This window comes from Moraxella sp. CTOTU47579, from assembly GCF_032004885.1.
Lineage (GTDB): Bacteria > Pseudomonadota > Gammaproteobacteria > Pseudomonadales > Moraxellaceae > Faucicola > Faucicola tetraodonis.
Genome location: NZ_DALZOJ010000013.1, coordinates 14,277 through 32,610, shown reverse-complemented (window position 1 = coordinate 32,610; position 18,334 = coordinate 14,277). Strand labels below are relative to the sequence as shown.

General features: G+C 34.0%; 19 protein-coding genes. 1 reads left to right on the top strand and 18 read right to left on the bottom strand.

The window, feature by feature from the left end; all coding sequences use genetic code 11:
* Positions 1 to 50 precede the first annotated feature (50 nt).
* The 3 genes from RTP55_RS09015 to tsaA form a co-directional block, all read right to left on the bottom strand.
* The gene (locus RTP55_RS09015; protein WP_313379382.1) at positions 51 to 1,190 is read right to left on the bottom strand and encodes a D-alanyl-D-alanine carboxypeptidase family protein; all 1,140 of its coding nucleotides are present in this window, start codon (positions 1,188 to 1,190) and stop codon (positions 51 to 53) included.
* Between the two features lie 223 nt (positions 1,191 to 1,413).
* Complete coding sequence (locus tag RTP55_RS09010; protein ID WP_312385665.1) at positions 1,414 to 1,806, bottom strand: MCR_0457 family protein; 393 nt, start codon at positions 1,804 to 1,806, stop codon at positions 1,414 to 1,416.
* A gap of 173 nt (positions 1,807 to 1,979) precedes the next feature.
* Positions 1,980 to 2,711 (bottom strand): tRNA (N6-threonylcarbamoyladenosine(37)-N6)-methyltransferase TrmO, encoded by a 732-nt coding sequence (gene tsaA / locus RTP55_RS09005; RefSeq protein WP_312385664.1) that lies wholly within the window; start codon positions 2,709 to 2,711, stop codon positions 1,980 to 1,982.
* 177 nt (positions 2,712 to 2,888) lie between these two features.
* Between tsaA and RTP55_RS09000 the strand changes: the two genes are divergently transcribed.
* Positions 2,889 to 3,665: a ferredoxin--NADP reductase gene (locus RTP55_RS09000; RefSeq protein ID WP_312385663.1), complete on the top strand. Its 777-nt coding sequence runs from the start codon at positions 2,889 to 2,891 to the stop codon at positions 3,663 to 3,665.
* Between the two features lie 72 nt (positions 3,666 to 3,737).
* Here RTP55_RS09000 and RTP55_RS08995 read toward each other — a convergent pair whose 3' ends face one another.
* From RTP55_RS08995 to RTP55_RS08925, 15 genes are all read right to left on the bottom strand, one after another.
* Positions 3,738 to 5,174: a capsule assembly Wzi family protein gene (locus RTP55_RS08995; RefSeq protein WP_312385661.1), complete on the bottom strand. Its 1,437-nt coding sequence runs from the start codon at positions 5,172 to 5,174 to the stop codon at positions 3,738 to 3,740.
* Positions 5,175 to 5,188: 14 nt separating this feature from the next.
* The gene (locus RTP55_RS08990; protein WP_312385660.1) at positions 5,189 to 6,403 is read right to left on the bottom strand and encodes a DegT/DnrJ/EryC1/StrS family aminotransferase; all 1,215 of its coding nucleotides are present in this window, start codon (positions 6,401 to 6,403) and stop codon (positions 5,189 to 5,191) included.
* On the bottom strand, positions 6,404 to 7,075 hold the full coding sequence (locus RTP55_RS08985; protein ID WP_312385659.1) for an HAD family hydrolase: 672 nt from the start codon (positions 7,073 to 7,075) through the stop codon (positions 6,404 to 6,406).
* Positions 7,059 to 8,024, bottom strand: coding sequence for an ATP-grasp domain-containing protein (locus RTP55_RS08980; protein ID WP_312385658.1), 966 nt, complete (start codon positions 8,022 to 8,024; stop codon positions 7,059 to 7,061). Before RTP55_RS08980 ends, RTP55_RS08985 begins: the two co-directional genes overlap by 17 nt.
* Before the next feature lie 349 nt (positions 8,025 to 8,373).
* Positions 8,374 to 9,039 carry an acetyltransferase gene (locus tag RTP55_RS08975; RefSeq protein ID WP_312385657.1) on the bottom strand — a complete coding sequence of 222 codons (666 nt, stop codon included), beginning with the start codon at positions 9,037 to 9,039 and terminating at the stop codon, positions 8,374 to 8,376.
* Positions 9,029 to 9,631: a sugar transferase gene (locus tag RTP55_RS08970; protein WP_312385656.1), complete on the bottom strand. Its 603-nt coding sequence runs from the start codon at positions 9,629 to 9,631 to the stop codon at positions 9,029 to 9,031. Before RTP55_RS08970 ends, RTP55_RS08975 begins: the two co-directional genes overlap by 11 nt.
* Positions 9,632 to 10,762 (bottom strand): glycosyltransferase family 4 protein, encoded by a 1,131-nt coding sequence (locus tag RTP55_RS08965; protein WP_312385654.1) that lies wholly within the window; start codon positions 10,760 to 10,762, stop codon positions 9,632 to 9,634.
* On the bottom strand, positions 10,759 to 11,769 hold the full coding sequence (locus RTP55_RS08960; protein WP_409418433.1) for a hypothetical protein: 1,011 nt from the start codon (positions 11,767 to 11,769) through the stop codon (positions 10,759 to 10,761). Before RTP55_RS08960 ends, RTP55_RS08965 begins: the two co-directional genes overlap by 4 nt.
* A 72-nt stretch (positions 11,770 to 11,841) precedes the next feature.
* Positions 11,842 to 12,720, bottom strand: coding sequence for a glycosyltransferase family 2 protein (locus tag RTP55_RS08955; RefSeq protein ID WP_095355341.1), 879 nt, complete (start codon positions 12,718 to 12,720; stop codon positions 11,842 to 11,844).
* 3 nt (positions 12,721 to 12,723) lie between these two features.
* Complete coding sequence (locus RTP55_RS08950; protein WP_065252752.1) at positions 12,724 to 13,686, bottom strand: glycosyltransferase family 32 protein; 963 nt, start codon at positions 13,684 to 13,686, stop codon at positions 12,724 to 12,726.
* Entirely contained in the window at positions 13,686 to 14,132 is a 447-nt protein-coding gene (locus RTP55_RS08945) for a glycosyltransferase family 52 (RefSeq protein WP_312385649.1), read from the bottom strand. Before RTP55_RS08945 ends, RTP55_RS08950 begins: the two co-directional genes overlap by 1 nt.
* The gene (locus tag RTP55_RS08940; protein WP_312385647.1) at positions 14,092 to 15,063 is read right to left on the bottom strand and encodes a glycosyltransferase family 2 protein; all 972 of its coding nucleotides are present in this window, start codon (positions 15,061 to 15,063) and stop codon (positions 14,092 to 14,094) included. The genes RTP55_RS08945 and RTP55_RS08940 overlap by 41 nt, the downstream gene beginning before the upstream one ends.
* Positions 15,056 to 16,036: a glycosyltransferase family 2 protein gene (locus RTP55_RS08935; RefSeq protein ID WP_312385646.1), complete on the bottom strand. Its 981-nt coding sequence runs from the start codon at positions 16,034 to 16,036 to the stop codon at positions 15,056 to 15,058. Before RTP55_RS08935 ends, RTP55_RS08940 begins: the two co-directional genes overlap by 8 nt.
* A gap of 29 nt (positions 16,037 to 16,065) precedes the next feature.
* Complete coding sequence (locus tag RTP55_RS08930) at positions 16,066 to 17,352, bottom strand: oligosaccharide flippase family protein (RefSeq protein WP_312385644.1); 1,287 nt, start codon at positions 17,350 to 17,352, stop codon at positions 16,066 to 16,068.
* The gene (locus RTP55_RS08925; protein WP_312385643.1) at positions 17,352 to 18,332 is read right to left on the bottom strand and encodes a glycosyltransferase family 32 protein; all 981 of its coding nucleotides are present in this window, start codon (positions 18,330 to 18,332) and stop codon (positions 17,352 to 17,354) included. Before RTP55_RS08925 ends, RTP55_RS08930 begins: the two co-directional genes overlap by 1 nt.
* Positions 18,333 to 18,334: the final 2 nt, after the last annotated feature.

Genomic DNA, 18,334 nt, shown 5'->3' with positions numbered 1-18,334 from the left:
ACCCTTCGTTTCATGTGAAGGGTTTTTCTCTTTGTAATTTTTTTTGTAACTTAAAATAAACCTTTAAAAAACACCACGATATGTTGCCACATACGTTTAAAAATTCCTGCTTCTTGAACTTGGGTCTCAGCGACCAGTGGGACAGACGCCACAGGTTTACCATTGAGCATAGCAACCAGCTTACCCACTTCTTGCCCCTGCGCTAACGGCGCTTTGACATCGGCTGGCAAATTGACCACGGTACTGATTTTTTCTTGATCTAGCTTTGGCACTAGGACTTGTAAATTGCCTTTGCTGACGACGTTGACTTTATCGACAGCACCGAAGTTGACTGGCACGCTGCCGTAGTTTTTTTGTGCCGGGGCGGCAATTTTAGTGGCAAAATTACTAAACCCCCAGTTGAGTAAGTTACGCGATTGGTCTGCGCGCTCTTGCACGCTTTTAGTACCCATAATCACTGAAATCAGGCGCATATCACCGCGTTTACTCGACGCTACTAGACAGTAACCTGCTTCGTCGGTATGCCCTGTCTTTAGACCGTCTACCGTTGGATCGGTGAACAATAACGCATTGCGGTTGCCTTGGGTGATGCCGTTATAAGTAAATTGTTTTTGGCTATAGATGGGATAATACTTTTTGCTGTTCTTAATAATGGCTTGGGCAAGTTTCGCCAAATCTTCGGCAGACGCTTGATGGCCTTCTTGTGGCATACCGGTCGCATTCATAAAATGCGTATGGGTCATGCCAATTTTTTTGGCTTCTTCATTCATCAAATCGGCAAACGTGGTTTCGCTACCGCCAATGTGCTGTGCCATCGCTTTTGATGCATCATTACCCGATTGGATAATAATACCTTTTAACATATCAATCACAGGGGCGGTTGTATTGACAGGGACATACATACAAGACTCTTTACTTGAGCCTTTACACCAAGCCTCTGGGGTCATGAGGATGGGTTCATTTTCTTTTAATGCCCCTGATAGCAGCCGCTGCTCAATGATGTAACTGGTCATCATTTTGGTCAATGACGCAGGTGGGAATGGCTGAGCGGCATTTTTTTGAGCCAATACCGTACCCGTATCATAGTCAATTAAGATAAAAGCAGAATTGTCTAGTTCAGGCTGTTGTATGGCGGCATTTGCCTGTACAGTTGTGGCAAAAAAACTGGCGGCGACAAAAGTGCCGACCATCAGACGTTGGGTATATTGCGGTATTGCGATTGCTTTCATCTCACTCACTCTTAGCTCAAATCAAATGCGACCTGTTTGCTTGGACGCTTGGTAAAACAAATTGCCTATATTAGCAAAAAAAATCGTAATTCAACACTGTATTCGGTCTAAAAATCAACGATTTATCCTAAATAAAACCCCCTAAACCAGTTAGGGGGTGGATAGCATAACTTGACTTAAATTATTATTTACTGTTGGCAAGGTCTTTGCATAGTTCAAGATTCTCCGCTTTTGGATAACTGAGTGTCCATTGGCGGGTTTCATTCAAAATTTGCTTGTAATCTTGCTGAGAGGATAAGTACTGCACCGCTAAACGAGGATCGCTGATGGTCGGCATTAATTTTTTTAGCTCGACATTATAAGCAGTGTTAAACGCTGTTTGTTGCGATTTATTCAGCATTGGTGGGCAGATTTCTGATAACACTTGTAATACCGCCACTTCTTCTTTGGTGGTCGATAATTCTGACATATCGATTGCGATGGTATCGCCATTTTTATCTTCAGCGATACCACTCACGGTGACGCCCATTAACAGCATGCCTATCATAGCTTGACTGATTTTGCCCAGTTTAATCATACGGTGTCCTAACGTTATCTAAGTAAAATACAGCCCATATCATACTAAATAATCAAAAAAAATATAGCGAATAATCACGCTAGATAGTCAGTATTTTGTGAACAAGTAAAAATTTTTGAAACAGTGTAGCAATATACTGCTAGATAAAAACTTTCATATCATCATGCCGCGGTTTAGTTTAATAGCTCAATCGCTTGAATTTGCAAAACACTATCCGCTATCTGGCTAAAATGAACATCGACATTTTGATAACGCATGACAAATGTGCTATTAAGCGCTTGTTGTCGATACGCAGGTCTGGGGTCTTGGGCGATGAGTTGCTCGATGGTTTGCCAATCTGTTTGATTCAGCTGACTTTTTATTGCAATATTGGATAAATCCTGCAATAAATCTGGATGCCAATGCACCGACTTGATGATGGGTTTTTGGCTGGCATACCCAGCAATCGCATCATCGATACTATCGCTATAAGGCAAATATGGTTTGATATCAATGACTGGCGTACCATCTATCATATCACCGCCGATGATATGCAGCCTCAAGCCCTCCTCGCTGTTTTTAATATGTGAAAATTTGACCACTGACAATCCAATATTTGCCGGTCGATACATACTTCGACTGGCAAAGACCCCAATCTTTTGGTTGCCACCAAGTCTCGGTGGACGGACTGTTGGCTGAAAATTTGACTGATTTGCATTGATTCGATTTTGATGAAACTGCCATATAATCCAAAGATGACTAAATTGCCCAATGCCTTCAAAAGCACTGAGCACATTGTAGGGCGGCAACATGCTGATAGTAGCGTTGATATCGACAAGATTGGGCTGGCGAGGCGTGCCAAACTTTTGTTTAAGTGGAGAGTTCACAATGCCGATAATCGGCAGGGTAATTTGTTGTGGTAACATAATGGATCGTTAAAATATGATATTTTAAACTATGATTATGCCATTTTTTTACGCCCAAATTCGACTAAATCATCAAAAATTTGCTATCATATCGCCCCAGAATGTCAATATTAACCCGCTTTTTTTATTCTTTATTCACTTTTATTTTTCTCTATGACCAATACAAGGTTGGGCGCTATGTCAAAATTTTATGAAGAAACCGTTACCTATGTGCATCATTGGAATGACACATTATTTACCCTAAAAACTACCCGTAATGCAGGTTTACGTTTTAGGAATGGTGAATTTGCCATGATTGGTCTGGAAGTCAATGGAAAACCTTTGATGCGTGCCTATTCAATTGCTAGCACCAACTATGATGAAGAGCTCGAATTTTATTCTATCAAAGTCCAAGATGGTCCTTTGACGTCTATTTTACAGCATATCAAAGTGGGTGATAAATTATTGGTGAGTAAAAAACCCACTGGCACCCTGGTGCTTGATGACCTAAATCCTGGCAAGCATTTGTATATGCTAGCAACGGGTACAGGGTTGGCACCATTTTTGTCACTTGCCCGTGACCCAGAAGTGTATGAGCGTTTTGAGAAAGTTATCGTGGTGCATGGCGTACGTTATGTGAGTGAGCTAGGCTACCGTGAGATGTTTGAAAAAGACTTGTTTGAAGATGAGCTACTGGGTGAATACGTTAAAGATAAACTCATCTATTACCCCACCGTCACGCGTGAGCCGTTTCGCAATGAAGGGCGTATGACCGATTTAATGAAATCAGGCAAGTTATTCCAAGACATCGGATTACCACCCATCAATGCAAGCGATGACCGCGCAATGATTTGTGGTAGTCCATCTATGAATAAAGACGTGGCAGCACTACTCGATGAATTTGGTCTTAAACCATCACCTCGTATGGGTGGTACGGGTGATTATGTGGTTGAACGTGCCTTTGTCGAGCAATAAAAGTTGAACAGTAAAAGTTAAACCGTAAAATCATAAAAAAAGCCCTACTTGGGCTTTTTTTATAACTCAAAATTAGTAGCTATACTCTAACACCAAATTACCACCCGCATCTTTATCATCGCTGATGCTGTCTTTTTTACCCCAAATACCCAGTTTAACCGAGGTTTTGTCATTATATTTATGTTTCCAATCGGCTTCGACAATATCCAAATCTTGCTTGGTTGGGAAGGCAGCATTAATCACTTGATTAGATTGATTGACTTTGGCGTTGGCGTATTTTAACCCGAGCTGGTTGTTAGCGTTAATATTACCTGATAGCCCCACACTAATGATTTCACCATCCCCACCAATCGGATGACCTAGCGGCAAGCCCTTTTGATAATAACCATCTTTATAAATGCTATGGGTGTAAATAGTATTGGTTTTATCAAGGTCATAGTAAGTATTCGCCCATTCTGCATGCCAGAGCCAAGGCTGTTGAAACAGCGGGATTGTACCTTTTAACCCTGCCAAATACGCCTTTTTACTTGGCAAACCACCTGCTTCATCTTCCCCAATAAATTCACCATAGACACTCGCCGGCAAATTCACCAACGGTTTTAAATTTAGCTGTGCATCAATTCCTGCGATTTGGTTTGAGGGATCTTCATCTTCGCCGCCATTATCATATGTGCCGATTAAAGCCTTACCTAAAGACTTTAGGCTTTCGGACTTATTATCCCCCCCCCACATCAATGAACGCGATGCGCCGATTTGAAACGCTTCATGCGGCTCAAAACTCGCTCGCATGCCAATCAATTTGGTGTGAGGCTCTGCTTTATAGTCTTGTAATTGCCCAGCCGTTATTTGGTAATTAAAATTACCCAATTTTGATAATACAGGAAAATTAATGGGGCTATTATTAGCACGCTGCATTAAAAAGCCCGTGACAGGTCTAGCCGCATCACTGCGAATTAAACTGCCATCAACGCCGTTGCCCCACCATACCGGAATACTACCAAAGGCAAGGCGATGATTGCCTAATTTGGTACCGAGGTAGCTGCCATCAAGATTAGACGACTTGCTAGGCTCATCATCTTCGACATTTAAGGTGCCTTGAATTTTGTAATCAATGTTATCACCTGCATGGCTATGTGACACACTAACACCCAAAGGCGTCACCGTATTGCCTTCTGTATTAAATCCGCTAAACACAGCGCGCTCGTCACCATTGATGTTGCTTACTATTTGTAGCTTGGATACATCGTTGGCTTCAAGCTTTTGTTTAACTTTACCCAGTAACAGTTTGTCATTGTCTGATTTGGGCTGCGCTTGACTCAAGGCGGTCTGTATGGCTTCTGAACTAATCGGCCAAGTTGATATATCAACATTTAGCACACCATTGATTTTTAAAATCTCAAGTGTTTGACGTAGATCACTATCAATTTGAACTAATTGACCTGCCTGACTAAATTGTGAGAGTCCAAGTAGCACACCCAATGAGAGATATTTAACCGTTTTATTTGTCATACGAGGCTCACAATTTATGTATTGGCATTGAATAGAGTGGTTAGTACATCAACCGTGGTAGTCGCAATCGTTTGCATTTCATTTGTTGTCAATGTCGGGTGGATTAAAAACATCAAGCTGGTTTCTCCTAATTCTTTAGCAACTGTCAATCGCGCGTTGGGACGCGATGGATGATTGTCAAATGCTTTTTCTAAATAAATTTCTGAACAAGAGCCAGAGAAACAAGGAATTTTTTTCTCATTAAGCGCATTTAAAATACTATCTCGATTGATATTCTCTGGCAAGTTTTCAGGTCTCACATACACATAGTATTTATAATACGCATGGACAGAATCGCCACCCATGACTTGGTGAAATGCTATATCTGGTATGCGTAAAAATTGTTGCCAACCTGAAAATTGTGTTAGAGCATCACGCAAAATCTTGGCGTTTTGTGTACGAATGTTGGTCCACTCAGCCATTTTTTTAAGCTGAATACGACCAATCACCGCTTGCATTTCCATCATGCGCCAATTGGTGCCAAAGCTGTCATGTAACCAGCGAAAACCCGGTGGGTGTTGTTTATGATAAATGCTATCGTAGTTTTTACCGTGGTCTTTATACTCCCACATTTTTTGCCATAATGCTTTGTCATTGGTCGTGACCATGCCACCTTCGCCGCCTGTGGTCATGATTTTATCTTGACAAAAACTCCAAGCACCAACGTGACCAATACTACCCACTGGTTTACCTTTGTACTTGGCACCATGCGCTTGGGCACAGTCTTCGATGACCCATAAGTTATGCTGCTTGGCAAGTGCCATAATCTCATCCATATCGCAAGGCCAACCAGCCAGATGAACGCAAATGATGGCTTTGGTCTTGTCGGTAATATGTGGGGCAATGGTACGCGCTGAGATATTGCCGGTATCAGCTTCGACATCTGCAAATACCGGCATCGCACCAGCATTGACGACCGTTGAAACACTGGCGATAAAACTACGGGGCGTGACAATCACTTCGTCACCCTCGCCAATACCCATGGCTTGTAACGCAACATCGAGTGCTAATGTACCATTTGCCAGCGCCACTGCGTAGTCTGTCCCTGCCCATGCGGCAAATTCTTTTTCAAACTCTCGACATTCTGTGCCCGTCCAGTAGTTGACTTTATTGGACAATAGCACCTGTGAAACGGCATCGGCTTCTTCTTGGGTAAAGCTAGGCCAAGGGGAAAATTGGGTGTTTAACATTTATTTACCTCTTATTAATTTAACCTTTTTTGAAAAGATATTTTCGATTTCTTGCCAACTTGAAACACGAATATCAGCTAAAAACTCATCAGGCAAGGAAAAATCTTGTTTATGTATATTATTACCTTGGTCATTTAAACATATAGTTAACCAACCCATCATATTTGGAGCAACAAAATCTTTCTTAGTATTGTCAGCTATATAGCAATAACTTTCACAATTCAATAGTTGTTTAACTTTGTCAAAGTTTGCTAGACTGGGTTTCTCGCTACCTATCTCTTCTGAGATAATAATTGTATCGATATATAAATCGAGTCCAAGCGATTTAATTTTGTTACGTTGGGTTATTGACCGACCATCTGTGATAATTGCAAATTTAAAATCATTTCTAAAATTTTTTAAAAAACATTCCACATGTGGATAAAGTTTAAGATGGGGAAAATGAGTTCGATACCAGTTTAAAAGTTGCGATTTATCAACATTATATGTTTTTTCAACATAATCAAAAACATTTTCATTTTTAAAATACTTTTCAATCATTAAGGAATATAATGTTTTATCAATTGGTGCAATTTTTTCCGATATAAATTGATAGGCTGATTTAAGATAGTCAATTTCTGGATACAGGGTATCATCCAAATCAAATACTATTGCATTATTTTTTGAAGTCATGCACTAGTACCTCAGCGTCATACCTTAGCATTAATAAATCTTGCTCCCATGATTTATAGACTTCAATCTCCTTATCAAATAAATATTCTTCTAATACCCACTTACTATAATTTGCTCCAGATAAATAGGTAAGCGGATAACCACCACCGAATCTTGGATTTATTTCTATACCTTTAATGATTGGCTGCTCTTTATGCAAAAATACTTGAATAGTCAAGCAACCCCTCGCACCCTTTAATTTAGCAATATTATTAAAAAAATGCTCTACGATAATATTATTACGAGTAGCAGCTTTATTAACCTCTCCTGCTCTTACAACAAGACGTTGCCTTGGCACTACACATTTTAAAGTTGAATTTTTATCATAGTAACAATCAACCGTGAATTCATCAAATTCATCGTTTGAGATAAGCTCCATGTACATAAGCTTTTCATTTTGGCGATGTTCTTGTGTAATATCGTCCTGGCTATTTGCGATAAAGATTCCTTTACTCAAACTTCCATCACAGGGTTTTACAAATACAGGAAACTCCAAATTATTAAGCGTATATTGCTTCGGCACTGCAATATTATGGTCTTGAAACAGTTGATTGGTTAATCGTTTATTTCTACATTTCTGAATCAGTTCATGGTCACTAACGAGAGCAGTAATACTATGCGATTTAAATTTTTCTGTATTTTTGCTTAGCATTAAAAGTTCGGTGTCTATAGTCGGAATAATAAGTTTAATATTGTTTTCTTCACAAATCTTTATTATTTCATCAATATAGTTTTCGGCTGTGACTCGTGGTACTTTAAAATGACCATCGGAAATATGACAAGCAGGGGCAAGCGTTGGATTTAAATCAGTGGTAAATACTTTTGATTCAGGAAAAATTTTTTTTAATTCAAATTGAAAAGATTGAACTAACGAAACTCGCTGCCCTGCTGAAGTTATAATAATATTCATTTGATATTTCTCTTAAGTTGTGCCCGTAAATTTACTCATCGTTGCTTCACCATCAGCATTGATACCGTCTTTGATAATGACTTTTTTGCTAAAATGCAGGGCAATCATTTGCCATTGCTCATCTGTTAAGTCTGTAGGGTAACTTTTATTTGTTGTCCTTAGATTTCTACACAATACGTTAATATATTTAAGAAAATATAAGCAACTGAACGAAATTATCTTATAATCTTAAGTCCTTCAAATGCCTTATAAACTGGGTTTCAAAAGATTCCATATTATAATTTAAATATATTCCGCTACTTATTATTAATATCTATGAATTATTATTAATATCTATGAATACAGGTTCTTAGTTTTTAATCAAAGGTCTTGCAGGGTTACCGACGACAGTTACGCCAGCGGGTACATCTTTAGTGACGACGGCACCCATGCCAACGATAGCGCCTTTACCAATTATTAATGGCTTATCTGGTGTACCTTGACGTAACACCGCGCCTGTTCCAATATAAGCATGATCTTCTATGTGCACATTGCCATTGCAACTAACCCGTGGCGCAAAAGTAACAAAATCACCAATCACACAGTCATGAGCAATATAACTGAAGTAATTAGCATGAAAATACTTACCAATTTGAATATTTGAGGTAAAATGTACATAGTTGCACACAACTGCACCTTCACCTATATTTACCTCATCCATCTTAATCATTGTGTCTGCATAAACAGACCAAGGTTTTATTCCTAGTAAATCGAGTTTCAACACAAGTTTTTCTCGAATTCTACTATTGGCTATGGCAACAGCAACATATTTATCTTGAGCTGCTAAATTTATAAATTCTTCAAAATTATATACTTTATGACCATTAATTAAGGCACTGCTTGCTCCCTCATCAATGAATACAAGTTCATAACCTGGTGCAGCAAGACAGCTTAATTGTTTTCTAGCTAAGGGCATAACACCACGGCCAAAGCCACTTGCCCCATAAATAGCATACAATATTTTATTACTGCTCATTTTTTTTTCCAGTAAAACGAGTCATGGTAACTTCTTCAGACTGGTTAATACCGTCTTTGATAATGACTTTTATAACGGTTTTTAGCAAGATTTTCATATCTAACCACAATGATTGATGCTCAACATACCATGTATCAAGCCTGAACTTATCTTCCCAACTCAAACTATTGCGACCATTGACTTGGGCGTAACCTGTCACCCCTGGACGCACGTTATGACGTTTGGCTTGTTCGGCATTGTATAAAGGTAAATATTCCATAAGTAAAGGTCTAGGACCAACCAAACTCATATCGCCTTTTAATACATTCCAAAGTTCGGGCAACTCATCAAGGCTACTGGCACGCAGTTTTTTACCAAATTCTGTCAAGCGTTCGCTATCTGGCAGCGCGTTACCTTCTTTATCAGTCGCATCCTTCATGGTGCGAAATTTAATCATCTCAAACGGCTTGCCATGTAAACCCGGACGAATTTGACGAAATAGCACAGGTGAGCCAAGTTCTTTTTTGACTTTATACGCCGTAATCGCAAGTACAGGCGATAGTAGCACAAGGGCAGACGCAGAAGCGGCGAGATCAAAGGCACGTTTTAGCATTTACACTCCTAAAATTTTTAGTAGTCGCTCATTGACCTTGCGAGCATCAAATTTTTCTTGGGCTATTTTATAACTTTCTTCACCCATTACTTGAATTTGCTCTGGATTTTCGATGAAATAAATCATTTTTTCCGCCAAAGCTTCAGGATTCCACTTTGGTACAATAAAGCCATTTTTGCCATCTATCACAGTTTCACGACAACCAGGCACATCTGTGGTGATGATGGCACGCCCCACTGCCATCGCCTCTTGGGTACTGCGTGGCACTCCTTCGCGATAGTATGACGGCAATACAAAAACATGGCTATTAGCTATCCATTCAGAAACATTATTAACCCGCCCCGGATATTCTATAATATTCGATTGGACTAATTCATCTAATTGAAATTTTGTCATTGCCCCGTGTGCGTGCTCATCAATACCACCTAACACTGTGAAAATAGCATTTGGATAGATTTTTTTCACAAGTTTAGCAGCTTCGACAAAATCAAAAATTCCTTTTTCTCGTATCAATCGAGCAATAAATAAAAATCTTGTTTGAGATTCCAAACTAATCGGCTGATATGGATATTCTTTTAGATTCAAGCCAATGCCACCCAAAACCTCAATTTTTTTAACACCAATGTGGTGTGATTTTAATAAATCAATCGGGTCATCTGGGTTAAGAAAGATTACTTTATCGGCTAATGGCAATGCCAGTTTAAATAGAGCGACTTGCACTCGTTGTACGATTTTGGCTTTTCTTGAGTAGCCATTTGGTTGCTCGGTAAAGGCAAAGCCTAAGCCTTCTATCATAGCGATTTTTTTAGGTACTTTGGCAAGTTTGGCAGCGAGTGTGCCATAGATGACAGGTTTGATAAAATAGCTAAGGACGATATCGGGCTGAATTTTTTTGATTTTTTGGTAAAGACTTATCGTGTTAGATAAATCTTCATAAGGATTAAGACCGCCACGACTCAGTTTATAAAATACAGGGATCGCACCTAATAATGAAATTTTAGTAAGTTCTTTTTCATCACTATCTGAAGTGAAGGCGTAAACTTTACAGCCTCTATCAATTAAAGATAAAATTAAATCTTTACGAAAGGTGTAAAGACTAGAGGCAACAGTACCAATAATAATAATTTTCATTTAATCCCCTGTTGTCGTTTCAAATTCAAGATATAAAAAAAGCTAATGTAAATAGCAAAATAATTATACATACGTAGTCTTACGGCTGTACCTAAATTATCATTACCAATTAGCCACACGCTGCCATAAATTACAAAAAATATTAACAAAAATCGTATAAAACTATCTGCCATTTTAATATTTTTAATTACATATTTTAGCATAATGAAAAAAGGGAAAGTTTCTATCAAAAGCAAAATTATAGCCAAGGGGTTAGTAATATATAAACCAAAAAGCTGCCCTAATGTACTTAGAATGAAATTAGGGATAAACATTACGGGATTAGAGAAGTCTAAACCTAATGTAGAGCCACCCTCACCTTCCTCAAAACCAGAACGATATTCTGTTAAACTTTCAAAAATACCAATATAATTAGCTATAAATAATGCAAAAAAATATAAAATAGTAAATAAAAAAATACGTTTTTTTGTTAGCTTAATTTTCCATAAAACTAAAGCCAGTAAAAATGCGTACCCTAAATAAGGGCGCAAAGCCAACAAAAACAACCCTATTAAAATTGCCAGTATATAAAAAAATGAAAAAATGAAAAAACTCGAACTGCTTAAAGACTTTCTTACAACCCAACAACCTACTAAAAAGGATAAAACCATGAATACATCACGATAAATATCAAATGTATAAAAAAAAAGTGTTGGATAGATTAAACACAGCAGAACACTATAAAGGTAATACTTCTGACTGTTTTGGAAATTAAGACCAGACAACTTAGCCACTATAAAAGGAATTATAAATAGATTTATAAATAAAAATAAATAAGAAATTCCATCACGAGAATAGAAGCCAAGATCATTAAAAAACCTTAGAATGACAGGCCAAATATTTACAGCAAGATCAACATAACCTAGTGCATAGGCATCGTAGTAATCTGAATCATCACCACCACTTAAACCTACTTCAAGCAAACCACTATTGACCAATATAAAAAGCAACAACTTTAAAAACAAAATTATTGCAAATAATAGCAGCAAGAATATATTAGGTAGCCTATTTAAAATATTCACAATTCACCAAAAAATAGATTATAGTTTACTTTTAACTTTCTTTAAAAGACTAACAGGAATAAGTGAGGGAATGAAAATTATCAAAGTTACCAAAGGAAATAACTTAAACCCAAATAACCATCTTTTGACCCATGCACGAAAGTTTCTTTTACGACACAAATCGACTAAATGTACAAAATAAATGTATATTAAATATTTTTTTAATTCTTTATTCCTTAGCTTATCTTTATTAACAGAATAATATTCTAATATATATGGATTAACATTATCACGCCCCCCCCTTGAAGAGTCTTCCTCTTGAACAACATTAACTAAACAATAAGGAATATAACAAAAAATGTATTTTTCAGCTATTCTTGCCCATACATATAGATCTTCACCTACTTTTTCCCCTGCAGGGAACCCTCCAATATCCAATAAAATAGACTTTCTCACACATACAGCGGATGTATGCAAGATCGTTTTACGAGATGAAATATCAAAAAAACTATCAATATATCCTTCACTCAAATGCATTATTGAATTTTCATTATTTATTTTATAGCCTGAGATCCATAGTCCCGCATCTGAATATTTATCTATATACTTATTATACATACTTAAAAAATCAGTCTCCCAATTATCATCAGCATCTAAAAAGCAAATAAACTCATATTTACTATTTGCAACACCTACATTCCTTGCTACTGAAACACCTTGATTCTTTTGATCGATTAAAATAATATCTAAATTTGGGTGCGTATTTATAAAATCATTAATCACTTTAAGTGATTGGTCAGTCGAGCCATCATTAACAAGAACCAACTCAAATCTCTTAAAACTCTGCTCACTGATAGATTCTAATGTTCGACCTATGCTATATTCTTTATTGTAAACAGGAATGACTATCGAAAACATTTATTAATCCTTAACCATTTTACCAATAATACTGTTTTTACCAACTAAATCACTTTCTATTAATTGAGGTAATAATTTCCTATCACCAGAAACCAATTTAATTATAGGTGGCAATGGATAAATTTCTAAAACATCATAATTAATAAGTAAATTATGCATTTTTAAAGGTTTCCAACCATAATGATTTTGATAAAAAAAAGCACTATTTTCACATTTTTTTAAATAAAAATTAAAATCACTTTTATTCAATAAAACTATCTGTTGTGTTAGATAGATTAATAGGTATTCTGGATTAGAAATCTTTTGCTTTATTTTTTCGTAATCAATTCTACTAGAAATATATGTATAAAGCTTTTTAGCACCCATTAATTCTATTTTAGAAAACTCTTTCAGCCATAATCCTATAAACTCATTATTTTTTGGTGCAGCTAAAAACCAACTTTCTATAATGGGTCTGTTATAGTCTAATGTTGATGAATTATTGTAAAAAGCTATTAAATCATAATTATGAGCTTCATCCAATAGTGGAAATATTTCATTTAAACTTTTATTTAAAATAGTAGATATATCTATCCATATACCACCATACTTATATAATAAATTCAATCTAATTAAATCTGTTTGATTAGCAATAGGTGTATCAGGAGAAAAATTAAACTCTCTTAAGTATTCAGGCAAATTATGAAAACCTAAAACAACTATATTGTATTCTTTATTTAGCTCATAGATACGATTGACATAAATTTGGATATGAAAAGGAATATTTTCTTCCCCCCAAAATAACCAAATTACTTTAGGGACTTTATGTTTAAATAAAGAACTAGAATTTTTTATATCTAGTATTTCATCTTTTAAATCATAAACTGGAGGTTTATTAGAAAAAATTTTAAAAAGCTTGAAAAACCATTTTAAGAAAAATGGTTTTTCAGATAAGTAATTAAGAAGATTATTTTTAAGTTTTATCATTATATAGACTCAACATTTTTCAATTTAATATTAAATTTGCTTTTAGAAAAAAAATAAAAATCTTTATAACGCATCATAAAATCATCATTATACAAATATATACATTGAACTTTTAAGAGTGAGCTAACATTCAATAATGCACTACTAATAAAACTATAAACCTCAATTTTAACTTCTGGATTTTCAACTAAATATTTAATAATAAAGTCTTCAAATATCAAAATACTATCTACTGTCTCAAAGTTACCTTTAGGGTATTCTATTTCACGAGGATGAGGAAAATAGTAATCAATTTCTATTCTTTTTAGCTTTTCTTCCACAAAATTATGATCAAATTTTTCTTCAATATCAGATAGAGGTTGACCTAAATAAAATTTAACAGTTTTATCATTACTTATTTTTTTTTCATTTTTTAATACCAAATTTTCTTGAATAAAACATTGCACTGATAAAATATATTCCAAATAGAAAAAAAAATTTATTCCCGCGATTTACTATATATTTTTTATCAAATGATGATGTATATAATTGCTCTTTTAAAACTTTCCATCTCTTATTTGCTACAAAAAAGCCCTCCGTTTCATAGCTATTAGCTATATAGTATTGCGCTAAAGATATAAAACTTGAGCTCAATTCGGGCCTATAGTTAAAAAAGCCTATTAGCTTCTCAGCAGCTCCACCTATATCATTTATATTTTTTATAGATTTAATTGCAGTAATTCCATTCGGATTAATTCTATAACCTATATATTCATTATTACAAAAATAAATATTTTTTGCCTTTAAATAAACATAAGGCGTAGTATAAGCATCCTCATAGTTCTTTCCTTCAGGAAATTTAATATCATCAAATAAATTTTTATTATAAACTCTTAACCATGAGAACCATGCAGATCTATTACACAGTTTTTTCCATATCTTTTGATCTAAATTATAAAAGCCATCATTAAATAATTTTGGGAAAAAGTTATTTGATGTATTGCCATTATCATCAAAGCGAATAGCTCTAAACTCAACAATATCCGGATTATGTTTCTTTATTATAGCCAAAATATCATTAAAAAAATCACCTTGAAGTACATCATCAGAGTCAAGAAACGCTAAATATCGACCTTTAGCATTATTTATTCCTGTATTACGAGCGCCACTAAGACCTCTATTCTCTTGACTAAAAATATGAAAATTATTTTTTATATTATCATTTAAATTTAAGATATAATTTTCTATCAAATTAATAGAATTATCTGGACTACCATCATTAATAATAATTACCTCAGTTGAACCATCACTAGGAATAATCTTTACAATTGAATTTAAGCATTCAATAATATAATTTTCCACATTATAAACAGGAACAATTAAACTTAAATTAACCATTTACTAACTTCCTAAAAATACTTAGAAAAATAAGAAAAGAAACACCAAATTTATAAAATAAAAAATTGCCTCTATTTAACAGTAATTTTTTATTCACATATTTATGATAATCAGAAAACTCATAATATGCTTTTATCATTGCAAAAATACCTTTTTTATCTTTTAAGTATGCTAAATAAGTTCGTAATGAAATTACATAAGATATAGAATAAAAATTATTGTTTCTTATTTCATTATAAAAATAATTTATTATAAATTTATAGCTATTAATATTTTTCTGAACATTCTTCGAAGAAGCTGAAAGGAGGCTGCCATTCATATTATATCTATAGTTATAAATTTTTTTATCAGAAAAATAAATGTTATCTAATCTAAGTACCAATGAAGATAAAAACACTGCATCCTCAAAATAAATTCCTGAAATAAACCTATTATTTTTAATAATGGACCTCTTTACAATATATGACCATATATACCAATGATGTCTATTAAAAATTTCAATTTTCAGTTCATCAGTTAAGTCATATAATCCCACTTTATCTAGTAGTTTCATTTCAGAGATTACATCTTGGTCATTGATTAATTTTTTAAATCCTGCCGCTCTGATAGATATAATGTCTGGCTCATAACCATTTATTATCCTAAATAATTCTTTTATATAATTTCCATCCAAAATATCATCTGAGTCAATAAACCCCACATATTCTCCACATGCAATATTCAGTGCTTTATTTCTTGCAGCGCTTTGACCTTGATTTTTTTGGCTAAAAACTTTAAATTGTTTAGCTTTATTTTTTGGTAAATTAAAAATTAATTCATCCAGTATTTTTTTTGAGTTATCTGTTGAACCATCATCAATGATTATAACTTCAACTTCATCAGTAATTTGATTTTGTATACTATTAATGCACTCAGATATATAACTCTCAACATTATACATTGGTATTATCAAGCTTAATTTAATCCATGACATCTTTATACCTCATATAGTAAAATTTCGAATTATTTGATTATATTGATTCCAATTGTTCTTAAAAGAATCTCTTTCGCTCTTAAAGGTTTATAAAGCAAATTAATTATAAAACTTGAAATGAACTCAGTAATAACAATTGCATAAGCACCGCCAATAACACCATATAATCTTACTAATATATATGTAAGAGGCACATTAATAATACAGGTTAACACCATTTTATTTGCCAAAAATTTATAACCTCCATATTTTAATGTCAATCTAAAGAAGAAAAATCCCATGACTGAAAAGTAATTTGCTAAGAGTAGATAGTAAAATATCTCAATTGAAGGGATAAACGCATCGCCGTATAATTTAGTAATAATGAATTTACCAAATAAAGCTAACATTGTAATAATAAAAATACAAAAAATACTAATGCTTCTAAACAATCTTACTGATTTTTTTAGTGATTTTTCCTCATCCCTTTCATTATAAATGCCTGATAGATAAGACATCATAAGAGTAACAGGTACAAAATACCAACAACCTGCTAGCGTTGAAGCGATTGAATAGTAACCAACTTCCTTAGTACCTTCGAGAGAAGCTAAAATCAAGTTAGCACATTGCGTATAAATTGTGACTGATAAACTCGATACAACTAACGGAATTCCAACTTTTAAAAAATATCTGTAATAACTAATAAAATGAATAAGCTTTAATTTAGGATTTTGCAATTTAACTTTAGAACTAAAGATTAACTGTCGTAATACAAACGGTACAAAAGCAGTAAGAATAATTGGAATTGATAATAATTCAATAGGCAAGTTAAATTTTACTATCAAATATCGTGAAATCAAGCTAATTAGGATACCAACTGAATTTGCCATTACATTATACTTAGAAAGCAAAATAGCATCCAAATGAATAGCTCTAATATCAATTACACCAATATACACTGCTAAACAGGTTGCCACGAAAAACACTGTATGCTGACCACTACCATAAAAATAAAACCAGCCCAACGTTAAGACAGAAAAAGGTATATAGATACTGCTTATAATATAAATTGCATTTACAATTAATTGGCTATTTTGATAAGATTTTTTGCTTGCCTGCTTAAAATAAATTTGATCTATCCCTAATATTGCTACCGCTCTTATAATAGCAAAAATAGTGCCTGCTAATGCTAACTCTCCATATACCGAGGGACCTATATATTTAGCTACTAATGAAGTGACAAATATTAAGCCAAAGAAACTTAAACCTTTTTCACTAACCATCCATAAAGAATTTTTTAATCGTTCATTTAATATTTTTTTTAGGCTATTTTTCATTAGTGTTTTTTATTCTCTAATAATGAGCCGTAAATACTATTATTACTTACTAAGTTATTTTGTAATAAAACATTTAGAAATATACGTTCAAAGGAAGTGATTTTTACGATTGGTAATCCATTGATTTTATCTATGTTTTTAAATGCTAAATAGCTATTTATCTTAATAGCATTCCATTTCACATTTTCATGAATCAAAAATGCATTATTTTCGCATTTTCTTAAATAAAAATTGTATTGATTAGGGTAATTTAATAATAATAACTGGGCAGCTAAATAAACTAAGAGATAGTCAGGCCTATCTATAGATTGTAAAATTTGAGTATAATTTGGATGTTCCTTTAATTTAAAAAAATATTTTTTTGCTCCCATAGTCAATAAAGGTGCTAAAGCCTCATACCATCTTTTTATAAATTCATTATTGGGCGGGGCAGCTAAAAACCAACTTTCTATGATGGGTCGAGAAAAATCAGTTGTTGATTTTTCACGATAAAAAGCAATCAAATCAAAATTATTAATATTATCAATTTGTAAAAACCAAGAAAGCGGTTTTAACAATATAGTGGTGATATCTAGCCAAATACCCCCATATTTATAAAGTAGTGCCAATCTAATTAAATCGCTTTTATTTGCTATAGGTATTTCGACGTTTTCGTCAAATACTAACTCATCCACATACGAATTTAAATTTTCAAAAGTTACTAAATTTAACTCATATTCAGGATTATCAATTTTTATACGTTCTTTAAATAGATTAACTTCTGCAGGAATACTTTCACTGTCCCAAAACATCCAAATTATTTTTGGTATATCAGCATTTTTTTTATTATGATTTCTAATAACAATATCTTTTTCTAAGTGGTCTTTATAAGTTAATTTAGAAGATTCATTGAAATTAAATGTCATCCTTTCTTTTAAAAAAAGAAAATATAATGCAAAGTCATAAATACCTAAATTTTTTAATAGTTGAGTCTTATTCATTG